General features: G+C 65.2%; 16 protein-coding genes and 1 other RNA gene. 10 read left to right on the plus strand and 7 right to left on the minus strand.

What is annotated here, in order from left to right:
- The first annotated feature begins 98 nt into the window (after positions 1-98).
- The 5 genes from ffs (at position 99) to N2603_RS03770 (ending at position 3552) form a co-directional block, all read left to right on the plus strand.
- Positions 99-195: signal recognition particle sRNA small type (ffs, locus tag N2603_RS03750), an RNA gene on the plus strand.
- A gap of 94 nt (positions 196-289) precedes the next feature.
- The gene (locus N2603_RS03755; RefSeq protein ID WP_260387741.1) at positions 290-2131 is read left to right on the plus strand and encodes a DNA polymerase III subunit gamma/tau; all 1842 of its coding nucleotides are present in this window, start codon (positions 290-292) and stop codon (positions 2129-2131) included.
- 28 nt (positions 2132-2159) lie between these two features.
- Positions 2160-2480, plus strand: coding sequence for a YbaB/EbfC family nucleoid-associated protein (locus N2603_RS03760; RefSeq protein ID WP_018643447.1), 321 nt, complete (start codon positions 2160-2162; stop codon positions 2478-2480).
- Between the two features lies 1 nt (position 2481).
- Positions 2482-3084 carry a recombination mediator RecR gene (gene recR / locus N2603_RS03765; protein ID WP_018643446.1) on the plus strand — a complete coding sequence of 201 codons (603 nt, stop codon included), beginning with the start codon at positions 2482-2484 and terminating at the stop codon, positions 3082-3084.
- Between the two features lie 30 nt (positions 3085-3114).
- On the plus strand, positions 3115-3552 hold the full coding sequence (locus N2603_RS03770) for a hypothetical protein (RefSeq protein ID WP_260387742.1): 438 nt from the start codon (positions 3115-3117) through the stop codon (positions 3550-3552).
- Positions 3553-3678: 126 nt separating this feature from the next.
- Here N2603_RS03770 and N2603_RS03775 read toward each other — a convergent pair whose 3' ends face one another.
- On the minus strand, positions 3679-5043 hold the full coding sequence (locus tag N2603_RS03775; RefSeq protein WP_260387743.1) for an AmpG family muropeptide MFS transporter: 1365 nt from the start codon (positions 5041-5043) through the stop codon (positions 3679-3681).
- Between the two features lie 176 nt (positions 5044-5219).
- Positions 5220-6422: a DNA recombination protein RmuC gene (locus N2603_RS03780; protein WP_260387744.1), complete on the minus strand. Its 1203-nt coding sequence runs from the start codon at positions 6420-6422 to the stop codon at positions 5220-5222.
- Positions 6423-6593: 171 nt separating this feature from the next.
- On the opposite strand from N2603_RS03780, the gene def reads away from it, so the two are divergent.
- The 3 genes from def (at position 6594) to truA (ending at position 9038) form a co-directional block, all read left to right on the plus strand.
- Positions 6594-7118 (plus strand): peptide deformylase, encoded by a 525-nt coding sequence (gene def / locus N2603_RS03785; protein WP_018643441.1) that lies wholly within the window; start codon positions 6594-6596, stop codon positions 7116-7118.
- A gap of 141 nt (positions 7119-7259) precedes the next feature.
- Positions 7260-8183 (plus strand): methionyl-tRNA formyltransferase, encoded by a 924-nt coding sequence (fmt, locus tag N2603_RS03790; protein WP_260387745.1) that lies wholly within the window; start codon positions 7260-7262, stop codon positions 8181-8183.
- A 114-nt stretch (positions 8184-8297) separates the two neighbouring features.
- Complete coding sequence (gene truA, locus N2603_RS03795) at positions 8298-9038, plus strand: tRNA pseudouridine(38-40) synthase TruA (RefSeq protein ID WP_260387746.1); 741 nt, start codon at positions 8298-8300, stop codon at positions 9036-9038.
- A gap of 81 nt (positions 9039-9119) precedes the next feature.
- Here the strand turns inward: truA and gspM are convergent, their stop codons facing one another.
- The 5 genes from gspM to N2603_RS03820 all read right to left on the minus strand — a co-directional run bounded on the left by gspM (position 9120) and on the right by N2603_RS03820 (position 11755).
- Complete coding sequence (gspM, locus tag N2603_RS03800) at positions 9120-9605, minus strand: type II secretion system protein GspM (protein ID WP_018643438.1); 486 nt, start codon at positions 9603-9605, stop codon at positions 9120-9122.
- 5 nt (positions 9606-9610) lie between these two features.
- Complete coding sequence (locus N2603_RS03805; protein WP_018643437.1) at positions 9611-10177, minus strand: F0F1 ATP synthase subunit B; 567 nt, start codon at positions 10175-10177, stop codon at positions 9611-9613.
- 60 nt (positions 10178-10237) lie between these two features.
- Entirely contained in the window at positions 10238-10465 is a 228-nt protein-coding gene (locus N2603_RS03810; RefSeq protein WP_018643436.1) for a F0F1 ATP synthase subunit C, read from the minus strand.
- Positions 10466-10518: 53 nt separating this feature from the next.
- A complete protein-coding gene (locus tag N2603_RS03815; protein ID WP_018643435.1) occupies positions 10519-11268 on the minus strand; it encodes a F0F1 ATP synthase subunit A in 750 nt (249 codons plus the stop codon).
- A gap of 112 nt (positions 11269-11380) precedes the next feature.
- On the minus strand, positions 11381-11755 hold the full coding sequence (locus N2603_RS03820) for an AtpZ/AtpI family protein (RefSeq protein WP_018643434.1): 375 nt from the start codon (positions 11753-11755) through the stop codon (positions 11381-11383).
- 356 nt (positions 11756-12111) lie between these two features.
- On the opposite strand from N2603_RS03820, the gene N2603_RS03825 reads away from it, so the two are divergent.
- Both N2603_RS03825 and N2603_RS03830 read left to right on the plus strand, forming a co-directional pair.
- On the plus strand, positions 12112-12630 hold the full coding sequence (locus N2603_RS03825) for a hypothetical protein (RefSeq protein WP_260387747.1): 519 nt from the start codon (positions 12112-12114) through the stop codon (positions 12628-12630).
- A gap of 305 nt (positions 12631-12935) precedes the next feature.
- Positions 12936-13409, plus strand: a complete 474-nt coding sequence (locus N2603_RS03830; RefSeq protein WP_018643432.1) for a secondary thiamine-phosphate synthase enzyme YjbQ — start codon at positions 12936-12938, stop codon at positions 13407-13409.
- Positions 13410-13518: the final 109 nt, after the last annotated feature.

A 13518-nucleotide genomic window follows, 5' to 3' on the forward strand; every position in this document is an offset into this window, starting at 1 on the left:
CTGGGCAGGACCGGGATTGCCCGGATGCTGGGCAAACTGAAGCTGTTCAGACCGATACCCGCTTGCTTTCCGCTTCCTTTGGCCCCAAATAGGGACCGGGAGATTGGCGGTGGACGAGCCACTCGCCAACCGGGTCAGGTCCGGAAGGAAGCAGCCCTAACGAGGTCCGGATCGGGTCGCTCGTCAGTCTCCTACCTGTTTTTCTGAGCGAATTGCGCCGGCGGGCCCCCCGCCAGCGCGCTCCTTTCCGCAAAAGCCGGCCGAGAGAGATTTCATTGCGGATCGACCGATGACCGACGCTGGCGCCCCTCCCAATCCTGACAGCGCCGGCCCGGCTGGCAACGCGCCTTACCGGGTGCTGGCGCGCAAATACCGTCCTTCCAGCTTCGACGACCTGATCGGCCAGGAGGCCGTGGTCCGCACCGTCTCCAATGCGTTCGAGACCGGCCGCATTCCGCAGGCCTGGATCCTCACCGGCGTCCGCGGTGTCGGCAAGACCACCACTGCGCGCATCCTGGCCCGTGCGCTCAACTACGAGATGCCGGACGGCTCGGTGCAGGGCCCGACCATCCACATGCCGACCCTCGGCGTGCATTGCCAGGCGATCATGGAAAGCCGGCACATGGACGTGCTGGAGATGGACGCGGCCTCGCACACCGGCGTCGACGACGTCCGCCAGATCAACGACAGCGTGCGCTACGCGCCGGCCAGCGCCCGCTACAAGGTCTACATCATCGACGAAGTCCACATGCTGTCGACGGCGGCGTTCAACGCCTTCCTGAAGACGCTGGAGGAGCCGCCGGAGCACGCCAAGTTCGTGTTCGCGACGACGGAGATTCGCAAGGTTCCCGTCACGGTGCTGTCGCGCTGCCAGCGTTTTGATCTCCGCCGCGTCGAGGCCGATGTGCTGATGAAGCATCTTGCCAACATCGCGGCCAAGGAGGGCGTTGAGATCGAGCCGGAGGCACTCGGCATCATCGCGCGCGCCGCGGAAGGCTCGGTGCGCGACTCTCTGTCGCTGCTCGACCAGGCGATCGCGCATGCGGCGGGGCAGGTGAAGGCGGATGCCGTCAGGCAGATGCTGGGCCTTGCCGACCGCACCCGCGTCATCGACCTCTTCGATTCGCTGGCGCGCGGCGACATCGCCGCCGCGTTCAAGGAGTTCCGCGACCAGTACGATGTCGGCGCCGATCCGATCGTGGTGCTCTCCGACCTTGCCGAATTCGTCAATTTCGTCACCCGCGTGAAGATCGTTCCGGCGACCGCCGACAACGTCGCCTATGGCGAGACCGAGCGCCTCCGCGCGAAGGATTTCGCCTCGAAAATCTCGATGCGGGTGCTGTCGCGGATGTGGCAGATGCTGCTCAAGGGCATTGCCGAGGTGCAGGCCGCGACGCGCCCGGCGGCGGCCGCCGAGATGGTGCTGGTGCGCATCGCCTATGTCGCCGATCTGCCGACGCCGGACGAAGCGATCAGGATGCTGGAGCAGAACGGCGGCGGCTCGCCGGTCGTGAACGGCGGCGGTGCTGCGCGCAGCAGTGCGCCGGCCGCACCGATGGCCTCGGCGACGCCGGTTGCGTCAGCGGCGCCCGTTCGTATGCCGACATCGTCGCCGACGGCATTCGCCGGCGCGGCCCGTCCGCAGATGGCGGCACCCGCGCCGGATCCGCAGGGCGCGGCGCCCCAGCTGCGCATCACCAGCTTCACCCAGCTCGTGGCGGTCGCCGGCCAGAAGCGCGACCTCATGACCAAGGGCGCGCTCGAGGGCGACATGCGCCTCGTCCGTTTCGAGGAGGGCCGGCTCGAGGTCGCGCTCGAGCCGAACGCCTCCAAGACCATGATCTCGGAGCTCGCGAAAAAATTCGAGCTGTGGACCGGCCGGCGCTGGACCGTGATCGTCTCCAACGAGCAGGGTCAGCCGACCCTGCGCTCGCTGAACCAGGCCGCCAAGCAGGAGCATGCGCGTACCGCCGAAGCCGACCCGCGCGTGCAGGAGGTGCTGTCGCGCTTCCCCGGTGCAAAGGTCGTCGAGGTCCGCAGGCTTGCCCCCGAGGCGCCGGAATCCAATATTAATGCGGACTATGGCAGTGACGATCCTGTCGACGGTTCCGACGCCGACGACGATCTCTGAGCCGACCTTTTCAAGGGACACGCGACCTATGGCTGATTTTCTCGGCATGATGAAGCAGGCGGCGCAACTGCAATCCAAGATGCAGGAGATGCAGGAGCAGCTCGCCAATGTGGAGGTTGAAGGCATCTCCGGCGGTGGTCTCGTCACCGTGCGCATGACCGCCAAGATGGACGTCAAGGGCATCAAGATCGATCCCTCGCTGATGAAGCCGGAGGAGCGCGAGGTGCTGGAAGACCTGCTCGTCACCGCGCTCGGAGATGCCCGCCGCAAGGCGGAAACGGCGGTGCAGGACAAGATGCAGTCGCTCACCGGCGGGCTCGGCCTGCCGCCGGGGCTGTTCGGCCAGTAACATGGGCGCGGTTGCAGGTCCCGAGATCGAGCGGCTGGTCCAGCTTCTCGCGCGGCTGCCGGGCCTTGGTCCGCGCTCCGCGCGGCGCGCGGCGTTGCATCTGATCAAGAAGCGCGAAGCGCTGATGATGCCGCTGTCGTCCGCCCTGCAGGTCGCGCTGGACAAGGTCCAGGTCTGCAAGACCTGCGGCAACATCGACACGCAAAATCCCTGCACGGTCTGCACCGATCCGAAGCGCGATCCCGCGATCATCGTCGTCGTCGCCGACGTCGCCGACCTCTGGGCGCTGGAGCGGGCCAATGCGACCCAGGGGCGCTACCATGTGCTGGGCGCGACATTGTCGCCGCTCGACGGCGTCGGTCCGCAAGACCTCACCATCGACGCGCTGGTGGCGCGCGCCCACGCACCGGAAGTGCACGAAATCATTCTGGCGCTGAATGCGACGGTGGACGGCCAGACCACGGCGCATTACATCACCGACCTGCTTCAGGACGCCAACGTAAAAGTAACCCGACTCGCGCATGGTGTGCCGGTCGGTGGCGAGCTTGATTATCTCGACGAAGGTACGCTATCGGCCGCCATGCGGCAGCGGACCTTGTTCTAGCCATCCTGCAGACTTCACGGAACGGACGACATGACGAAACTTTTCGCCACACGCTTGGCTTTGGCCGCGACGATGATGCTGCTGGTGACCCCGGCCATCTCCGCGCAGCAGGACGATGCGGCGCCGCCAGCCCCCAAGCCCGGCAAGCCGATCAACACCGGCGACGTGCTCTCGGGCGAGCTGAACGCGATGAAGGTGCGCGACGTCAAGAATGCCGGCAAGCGTGTTGCGATGTACCAGATCACCTCCGAGCCGCGCCGCCTGCCGGCGCCGAACGGGCTGTGCAATCTCGAGACGGGACCTGAGACGTTCCAGCTCGTCACCTCCAGCGACGCGCAGGCCGCGCAGCTGAAGTCGTTCGTCGGCAAGGAGATCTCGGTCAAGGTCGACGAGGTCGCCTGCGCCAGCGATCCCGGCCAGATGAGCGAGGCCGTGATCACGAAGTGGAGCCTGGTCAAGAAGCAGTAGGGCGGCGGTTCGCTCTCTCCGTCGTCATTGCGAGGAGCCCTTGCGACGAAACAATCCAGACTGTTTCTCCGGTGACAGTCTGGATTGCTTCGCTTCGCTCGCAATGACGGAGGAGAGACGGCAGCTTCACACCCTCACCGGTCCCAGCGCGTCAAAATGCCCGCGCTTCTGCAAGTACGCCAGCAGCATCAGGCTCGGGATCGCCACCAGCACGCAGATCACGAAGAACAGCGCCCAGCCCGTCGTCTCCGCGACGTACCCGGCGCCTGACGAGAGATACGTCCGTCCCACCGCCGCAAGCGCGGTGAGCAGCGCATATTGCGTCGCCGTGTGCAGCGGATTCTGGCACAGCGCCGAGAGATAGGCGACGAAGATCACGGTGCCGATCGCGCTGGTGAAATTCTCGGCGCAGATGGCGAGCGCGAGCGCCCATTGGTTGGTGCCGACCACGGCGAGCCAGGAGAAGGACAAATTGGCCAGCGCCTGCACCACGCCGCCGATCCAGAGCGATGTCGCCAGCGAATAGCGCCGCGCGACAAACCCGCCGGCAAAGCCGCCGATCAGGGTTGCGGCAAGGCCTACGCCCTTCACGATCGCCGCATAGTCGTTGCGGGTGAAGCCGAGGTCGATCACGAACGGCGCCGTCATCGTGCCCGAGAAGGCGTCGGTGAACTTGAACAGCACCACGAAGGTAAGTGCCGCGAGCGCGTCCTTGCGCGACAGGAACTCCGAGAAGGCGCCGATCGCCGCATGCAGCACGCGCGTGAACGCAGTCTCTTCTTGCGTCACGGCCTCGGCCCGCACTGATTGTTCGGGCTCGGTCGCGACCAGCGCCGTGATCGTCCCGATCAGCACCATCGCCGCCATCACCACATAGCCCCACATCCACGCCGATGGTCGCGGGATGCCGGTGCCTTCGAAACCCGAGACGATGAACAGTGCGCCCGCGGTCGAGACCAACATGCCGATGCGATAAGCGGCGACGTAGGCCGCCATGCCGGCGGCTTGCTCGCTCTCGGGCAGGCTCTCGACGCGGAAGGCATCGACCACGATGTCCTGCGTCGACGACGTCGTCGCCACCAGCAGCGCGCCGAGCGCAACGTAGAACGGCGAGCGTGCAGGATCGGTCATCGCCAGCAGCAGGATCGCGATGATCAGCAGCAATTGCGAGAACACCAGCCAGCCGCGCCGCCGCCCGAACGCGCGGGTGAACAGCGGCACATGCAGCGCGTCCACCAGCGGCGCCCACAGGAACTTCAGCGTGTAGGGCGTGCCGACCAGCGCGAACAGCCCGATGGTCTTGAGATCGACCCCGGCCTCGCGCATCCACACCAGCAGCGTCGAGCCCGACAAGGCCAGCGGCAGCCCCGAGGAGAAGCCGAGGAACAGCACGATCAGCACCCGCGGTTGCAGGTACACGGCAAGGCTCTCGCGCCAGGAGGGCGCAGGGGCGGCAGTCGCGGCGGAGGAGGTCGCGTCGGGAGCGGTCATGGGGTGGTGTTAGCAGATTCTGGCCCTGATGCCTCGTCTCCCTCTCCCCGTTCTGACGGGGAGAGGGCGGGGTGAGGGGCCTCTCTCCGCGCATGAGGTCGAGGAGACCTGCACCCCCTCACCCGGATCGCAAGAGCTATCCGACCTCTCCCCGCAAGCGGGGAGAGGTAAGCAAATCACTCCCCCGCCTGGAGCTTCCGCGGAAACAGTTCCGGCGCAGCCGTTGCCACCAGCCGCGGGCCCTCCGCTGGCGCGTCGGTCTTGCTGAAATCGAGCTCCTCGATTCTCCCCGCGCGCTTTTCGATCTTGTCGGCGGAGATCAGGATCTGGCGGACGTCCTCATTCGCGTCGGAAAAATGTTTCTGCAGTTTGACCACGCGCTCGCGCAGGCGGCCGAGATCGTCGCCGAGCTTGATCACCTCGGTCTGGATCTGGTCGGCGGCATCGCGCATGCGCGCGTCCTTCATGATCTGCTGCATCACCTGGATCGCGAGCATCAGGAGCGAGGGCGACACCAGCACCACGCGGGCGCGATAGGCCTTCTGGATCACGTCGTCGAAGCCGTCGTGAATCTCCGCGTAGACGGATTCCGACGGCACGAACATCAGCGCCATCTCCTGGGTCTCGCCGGTGACGAGGTATTTTTCGGCGATGTCGCTGACGTGCTTCATCACGTCGCCGCGCAGCCGCTGCGTGGCCACGCGCCGCTCCTCGTCGGTGCGGGCGTCGTGCAGTGCCGTCATCGCCTCCAGCGGGAATTTGGCGTCGATGCAGAGCGGGCGCTGGTCGGGGAGGAACACGACGCAGTCGGGTCGTTTTCCGGTCGAGAGCGTGAACTGGAACTCGTAGGACCCCTTGGGGAGACCGTCCTGGACGATCGCCTCCATCCGCGCCTGGCCGAAGGCGCCGCGCGATTGCTTGTTGGCGAGCACGTCGCGCAACGTCGTCACCTGCGTGGTGAGGTCGGTCAGGTTCTTGTGCGCGTTGTCGATGATGCCGAGCCGCTCGTGCAGGGCGCGCAGGCTCTCCATGGTGTTGCGGGTCGAATGTTCCATGGACTGGCCGACGCGATGGGTCACCGAATCCAGCCGCTCGTTGACCGCCCGTGCCATCTCGGCCTGCCGGCCGGCCAGCGCCTGGGTCATGGCGTCGACCCGGCCCGAGGCCTCACTCTGGGCGCGGAGTACCTGGCTTAGCCGCTCCTCGAGCTCGTCGGCCCGGATCGCGTGTGCCATGGCGAGTTCCGCGCCGCGCCGCCCGGAGCGCGCGATCACGACCGCAATCACAACCAGCAGGATGAGGACGAGCGCACCGAAGCCGATCAGCGCGTCGATGGTGCGCACCGGCCAGTCGCCGAGCATGAAAATGATCTCGTTCATGCCAGCCCTTCTAACCGATTCGCTGCCCGGCGCGAACGAAGAGGGAACGTCTTAGGTTAATGGTCCCTGAATTTTTATGGTTAACAAAACCTGAAGTTTTATGGTTAACGGAGGGTTAACGGGGTTCCTCTCCGCATTGACCGCATCCGGCGCGGGGCTTAAATCGCGGCCATGGCCCTACGAGAAATCATCATCCTGCCCGACAAGCAGCTGCGGCTGGTCTCCAAGCCGATAGAGAAGGTCACTTCGGAGATCCGCAAGCTTGCCGACGACATGTTCGAGACCATGTACGACGCGCCCGGCATTGGCCTCGCGGCGATCCAGGTCGCGCAGCCGCTGCGGCTGATCACCATGGATCTCGCCAAGCGCGACGAGAGCGGCGAGACCAAGCACGAGCCGCGCGTCTTCATCAATCCGGAGATCCTGGCGTCCTCCGAAGAGCTCTCGGTCTACGAGGAAGGCTGTCTGTCGATTCCCGAATATTACGAGGAGGTCGAGCGGCCTGCGAAGGTGCGCGTGCGCTTCACCGATCTCGACGGCAAGGTGCACGAGGAGGATGCCGAAGGCCTCTATGCCACCTGCATCCAGCACGAGATCGACCATCTCAACGGGGTGCTGTTCGTCGACTATCTGTCGAAGCTCAAGCGCGACCGCGTGATGAAGAAGTTCGAGAAAGCCGCCAAGCGCGCGGAATAAGCTTGCCGTCATTCCGGGGCGATGCGCAGCATCGAACCATGGTGCGCAATTGCGCACCTGAGAATCTCGAGATTCCGGGTCCGGCTCTTCGAGCCGCCCCGGAATGACTGTTGGTGAATTGCGTCCTTCGCAGGTTTTCTGATGCCCCTCCGCCTCATCTTCATGGGCACGCCCGATTTCTCCGTGCCGACGCTGCTCGAGCTGGTCGCGCATGGCCATGAGATCGCGGCGGTCTATACGCGCGCGCCGAAGCCGGGTGGGCGGCGCGGCCTGCAATTGCAGCCTACCCCGGTCGAGGAAGCCGCGCGGAAGCTCGGCATTCCGGTGCTGACGCCGAAGACGCTGAAGACTCCGGAAGCGCTCGAGGAGTTTCGTGCGTTCGATGCCGGCGCGGCCGTGGTCGTCGCCTACGGCATGATCCTGCCGCAGGCGATCCTCGATGCGCCGAAGCTCGGCTGCTACAATCTGCACGCCTCGCTCTTGCCGCGCTGGCGCGGTGCCGCCCCCATCAATCGCGCGATCATGGCAGGCGATGCCGAGAGCGGCGTCATGGTGATGAAGATGGATGTCGGCCTCGACACCGGCGACGTTGCCATGGCCGAGCGCCTTCCAATCACCGACAACATGACCGCGCGCGACCTGCATGACCGTCTCTCCCGCCTCGGTGCCGACCTGATGGTACGCGCCATGGCCGCGCTCGAACGCGGTGGCCTCCAGCTCAAGCAGCAGAGCGAGGACGGCGTCACCTACGCCGCCAAGATCGACAAGGCCGAGGCCCGGATCGACTGGAGCAAGCCCGCGCGCGCGGTGCTGCGCCACATCCATGGCCTGTCGCCGTTTCCCGGCGCCTGGGCCGAGCTCGAAAATGCGCGCGTCAAAATCCTGCGCTGCGAGCTCGCGAAAGGATCGGGGGAGCCCGGCGAGGTGCTCGACGACCAGCTCACGATCGCCTGCGGCGACGGCGCGATCCGCATCATTGAGCTTCAGCGCGAGGGCAAGGGCCGGATGCAGGCCGCGGACTTCCTGCGCGGCGTGCCGCTGAGGGTGGGCGCCAAATTCAACTGACGCTGTCATACCCCGCGAAGGCGGGGTATCCAGTACGCCGAGGCTTTTGAAATTGAACCGAACCGTCACGGCGTACTGGATCGCCCGCCTGCGCGGACGATGACACTGGGAAAGATGCCCCGCTACAAGCTCACCATCGAATATGACGGCGCGCCGTTCTTCGGCTGGCAGGTGCAGGACACGCTGCCGTCGGTGCAGGGCGCGCTCGAGGCGGCGGTGAAGGCGATGACCGGCGCGGATTTGCGGGTGCATGGCGCCGGCCGCACCGACGCCGGCGTGCATGCGCGCGGCCAGGTCGCGCATGTCGACGTCGAGAAGCAGTTTCCGCCCGGCCGTTTTCGCGACGGGCTCAATGCGCATCTGCGCCCGCATCCGATTGCGGTGCTCGAGGCCGAGATCGTGCCCGATACGTTCGAGGCGCGCTTTTCGGCGGTCAAGCGCCACTACCGCTATCGCATCCTCAACACCCGCGCCAATCTCGCGCTCGACGTCGGCCATGCCTGGCGCGTGCCGCGCCGGCTCGATGCCGAGGCCATGCACGCGGCGGCGCAGCGCCTGCTCGGCAAGCACGATTTCACCACCTTCCGCGACACCGAGTGCCAGGCCAAATCGCCGGAGAAGACGCTCGACCAGCTCGATGTGATTCGCGACGGCCGCGAGATCACCGTCGTCACCTCGGCGCGATCGTTCCTGCACAGCCAGGTGCGCTCGATGGTGGGATCGCTGGTGTGGGTCGGCGAGGGCCGCTGGACCGCGGATGATCTCTCCGCAGCCCTTGCCGCCCGCAACCGCACCGCCTGTGGCATCGTCGCCCCGCCGGATGGGCTGTATCTGATGCAGGTGGATTACGACTGAGGCGGGTTGCGGGAGCGCTCTCGGACAAACAAAAAAGCCGGCGCTCGCGCGCCGGCTTTTTGATTGATGAGGGCTAGGGCCTCAGTTCAGCTTCTGCCGAACCTCGTTGATGCCCTTGGCGAGCAGGTCGTCGGCGACCTGGCCCTTGACCGACTGCGACAGGATCGTGGAAGCGGCCTGGACGGCGGCTTCCGCGGCTGCGGCGCGGACATCGGCCAGCGCCTGGGCCTCGGCGAGCGCAATCTTGCTCTCCGCGGTCTTGGTGCGGCGGGCGACGAAATCTTCCATCTTCGCCTTGGCGTCGGCCGCGATGCGCTCGGCTTCGGCCTTGGCGTTGGCGATGATGTCGGCTGCCTCGCGCTCGGCCGTGGCACTGCGCGCCTTGTAGTCCGCGAGCACCTTGGCGGCTTCCTGCTTGAGACGCGCCGCGTCCTCGAGCTCGGCCTTGATGCGCTCAGCGCGATGATCGAGCGCGGTCATCGCCGACTTGAAGACCCCGAGATAGCCGAACACGACCATCAGGACCACGAAGGCGACGGCGACCCAGGTTTCAGGATCGAAGAACATCTCGACTAACCCTTCAAGGACGCATCAACGGCGGCATTGACCGACGCCGCATCCGGAACGACGCCGGTGAGCTGCTGCACGATCTGGCCTGCTGCATCGGCCGCGATGCCGCGGACGTTGCTCATGGCGGTCGTGCGGGTCGAGGCGATGGTCTTCTCCGCCTCGGCGAGCTTGGCCGCCAGCTGCTCTTCCAGCGCCTTGCGCTCGGCGTCCGCCTGCGCATTCGCCTTGTCGCGGGATTCGTTGCCGATCGCCTGTGCCCGCGAACGCGCCGAAGCGAGCTCGCCTTCATAGGCCTTCAGCGCCGCCTCGGACTGGTCCTTCAGCTTCTGCGCCTCAGTGAGGTCACCCTCGATCTTGTTCTGACGTGCTTCGATCGCACCGCCGACCTTCGGCAGAGCGAGCTTGGACACGATCACGTAAAGCAGGACGAAGAAGATCGCGAGCGACACCAGCTGTGAAGCAAAGGTGCTGCTCTCGAACGGCGGAAAGCCGCCGCTGTGATGACCGCCATCGGCTTCGGTGTGGGCACCCGCCGCCGGTCCTTTTGCCCCGCCATGACTCTCGGCCATGGAGTACTCCTGTTGCTGTCACGCGCCGCTTCGGATGAAGCGGCGCGAAAGAAGTCGTTCTCAGAAAACGAACAGCAGAAGCAGCGCGATCAGCAGCGAGAAAATGCCGAGCGCTTCGGTCACGGCGAAGCCGAAGATCAGGTTGCCGAACTGGCCCTGGGCGGCCGACGGGTTGCGGACCGCTGCGGCGAGGTAGTTGCCGAAGATCACGCCCACGCCGACGCCCGCACCGCCCATGCCGATGCACGCGATGCCCGCGCCGATAAGTTTTGCTGCTGCCGGATCCATTTTAGACTCCTTGGAAGAAAGATTGGGTTGTGGGTGGAAATTCCCCGGACCGCTCAGTGTCCCGGATGAATGGCGTCGTTGAGGTAGATGCAGGTCAGGATCGCAAACACATAGGCTTGCAGGAACGCGACCAGAATCTCGAGGGCGTACAGCGCGACCGTGAGCGCCAGCGGCAGCACGCCGCCGACCCAGCCGATGGCGCCGAGCGAGAAGCCCAGCATGGCGACGAAGCCCGCGAACACCTTCAGCGCGATGTGGCCGGCCAGCATGTTGGCGAACAGACGAATGCTGTGCGAGACCGGCCGCAGGAAGAACGACAGGATCTCGATGAACATGACCAGCGGCAGGATGTAGCCCGGGACGCCGTGAGGAACGAAAATCGAGAAGAATTTCAGGCCGTTCTTGGCGACGCCGTAGATCAGCACAGTGAAGAAGACCAGCAGCGCCAGTCCGACGGTGACGATCAGGTGGCTCGAGACCGTGAAGGTGTAGGGGATGATGCCGACCAGGTTCGAGACGCAGATGAACATGAACAGCGAGAAGATCAGCGGGAAGAACTTCATGCCTTCCGCGCCGGCCGTCGAACGGATGGTCGAGGCGACGAACTCGTAGGAGATCTCGGCGACCGACTGCAGGCGCCCGGGAATCAGCTGCGAGCCGCTGGCGAGCATCAGGAGCGAGATGATCGCAACTGCCACCAGCATGTAGAGCGATGAATTGGTGAAGGCGATCGTGTGATTGCCGATATGGCCGATCGTAAAGAGAGGCTCGATGTTGAACTGGTGGATCGGATCGATTTTCATCGGCGCGGCATCTCTTGGTCTGCCGGGCAATGCCGGCGGGTCTCGGTCTGCCGGCCGGGCCGGCCCGTACCGGCAAGGCCGGCACGATCATTCCTCTCCTGTGCGGATCGCCTTACGAGCCACCGCGCCTGTTTTGACCCGCGCCTGCCGATCTCACCACATTCACCACGCCGGCCACGAAGCCCAGCAGCAGGAACACGATAAATCCGAAAGGCGACGTCGACAGCAAGCGGTCGAACCCCCAGCCAATCCCCGCCCCGACAGCGACACCGGCGACCAACTCGGAGGATAACCGAAAACCAAGCGCCATCGCCGAGGCTCTGGCCGCTCTGTCCTCACCGTCACCTGCGGGTTGCTCGGTCTTGGTGCGGCGGTCGCGAAGTTCGGACAACCGCTGATCAAGATTTCCGAGCCGTTCGGAAAGCGCAGCTTCCTCGGGCGATCTATCGCGATCTCCATTCTCGCCGTGTCCCGTGCCCTGTGTCATGCAACGAAGACCCGAAACGCACCGGCTGAATGGAAATTACGCCCGCCACCCTCAAAAGCCGCGCGGACCATACTGATGGCCTATAATCAAGTCAAGCCAAGTCACGATTGCGTCGCTTTCTGCTATGTAGCTGATTTACCTGACAATATTGGCGCGCGCGGCAGCGCTGCGCACAGCGTGACGCCGCACCGCAGCAGCTCTCCTCTTGATCGGTGGATGTCGTCGCCATTTCGCCGCGCTGACGGGATCAAACGGGCCGGCGGGATCGTTGATTTCGGCGGGTGTTTTTGGCGGCAGATCGCTGCGCCGCGGTGTAGAATTGCGGACGTGCCACACGCGTGGTGGCGGAGAGCGCGATGAGACCAGTGACGTCATCCACAGCATCATGGCTCGCGGCGTCGTTCGCCGCCTTGATGGTCGTCAGCGGCAGCCTGGTGGCCGCGCAATCGGCGCCCGACGGCGAAAATGGCCGCTACACCATGACGCCGATCCCGGAGGGGGTGCTGCGGCTCGATACCCGCACAGGAACGATGTCGACCTGCACCAGGAACGGCACCGGCTGGGCCTGCTACGCGGTGCCCGACGAGCGCGCCGCGTTCGATGCCGAGATCGGCCGGCTCCAGGCCGAGGTCGAGAAGCTGAAGGGACAGCTCGCGGCCGGGCCGACCGTGTCGGGCAAGATCGAGGAGGCGCTGCCGAAATCCGATCCGCTGAAGAAGGCGGAGCCGAAGGTCGCCGAGGGCGACCGCAAGATCGAGATCCCGCTGCCCAGCGATCAGGACCTCGATCGCGTGATGTCGTTCCTGGAAAAGGCCTGGCGCCGGCTGATCGACATGGCCAACCGGGTGCAAAAGGACGTGTCGGGGAAGATTTAGCATGTGACGAGCTGCCGTAGGGTGGGCAAAGGCGCGACGCGCCGTGCCCACCACCTCGATATAGTCGCGGGGATGGTGGGCACGCTTCGCTTTGCCCACCCTACGGCAGCTTTCGGAGTTGAGAGAATTTGATGACATCAGATGGCCCCTTCGCGCGATCCATGCGTTGAGGTGCCGTAGGGTGGGCAAAGGCGTTCTTACGCCGTGCCCACCATGATTCTACAACAATGAAGGAAGACGTGGGCACGGCGCTACGCGCCTTTGCCCGCCACCCTACGGCAGTGTTCGATCAGTCGAGACCTTTGATGACATCAGCCAAATCCGTAACCCGCTCGGCGCCATCGACGGTGCAAGCCACCACCATCTCATCGTCACTGCTCACCGTGCAGACGCCGGGTCGCGGCTTCACCGACCTCACCAGCGAAGCCGCAAAATTCATCGCCGAGGCGCACGCAGGCGAGGGCGCGTTGACGCTGTTCATTCGCCACACCTCGGCGTCGCTGACGATCCAGGAGAACGCCGATCCCTCCGTGCTGGTCGATCTCACCACCGCGCTGTCCCGGCTGGCGCCGGAGAACGCCGGCTGGACGCACGATACCGAGGGACCGGACGACATGCCCGCGCACGTCAAGACCATGCTGACGCAGACGTCGCTGCAGGTCCCGGTCCTGAACGGCAGGCTTGCGCTCGGCACCTGGCAGGCGATCTATCTGATCGAGCATCGCGCCCGCCCGCACCGGCGCGAGGTGGTGCTGCAATTCATCGGCAGCAATCAGTAGGGCGTTTTCGAGCGAACTGAATCCCGGTTCGCGTGAAGACAACGCGTCGAAACAAAAAGCTCTGATCCAAAACAAAACCGGCCGCGGAGACCGCGGCCGGTTCGTATCT

This window comes from Bradyrhizobium huanghuaihaiense, from assembly GCF_025200885.1.
In the GTDB taxonomy this organism is placed as follows: Bacteria; Pseudomonadota; Alphaproteobacteria; order Rhizobiales; family Xanthobacteraceae; genus Bradyrhizobium; species Bradyrhizobium huanghuaihaiense.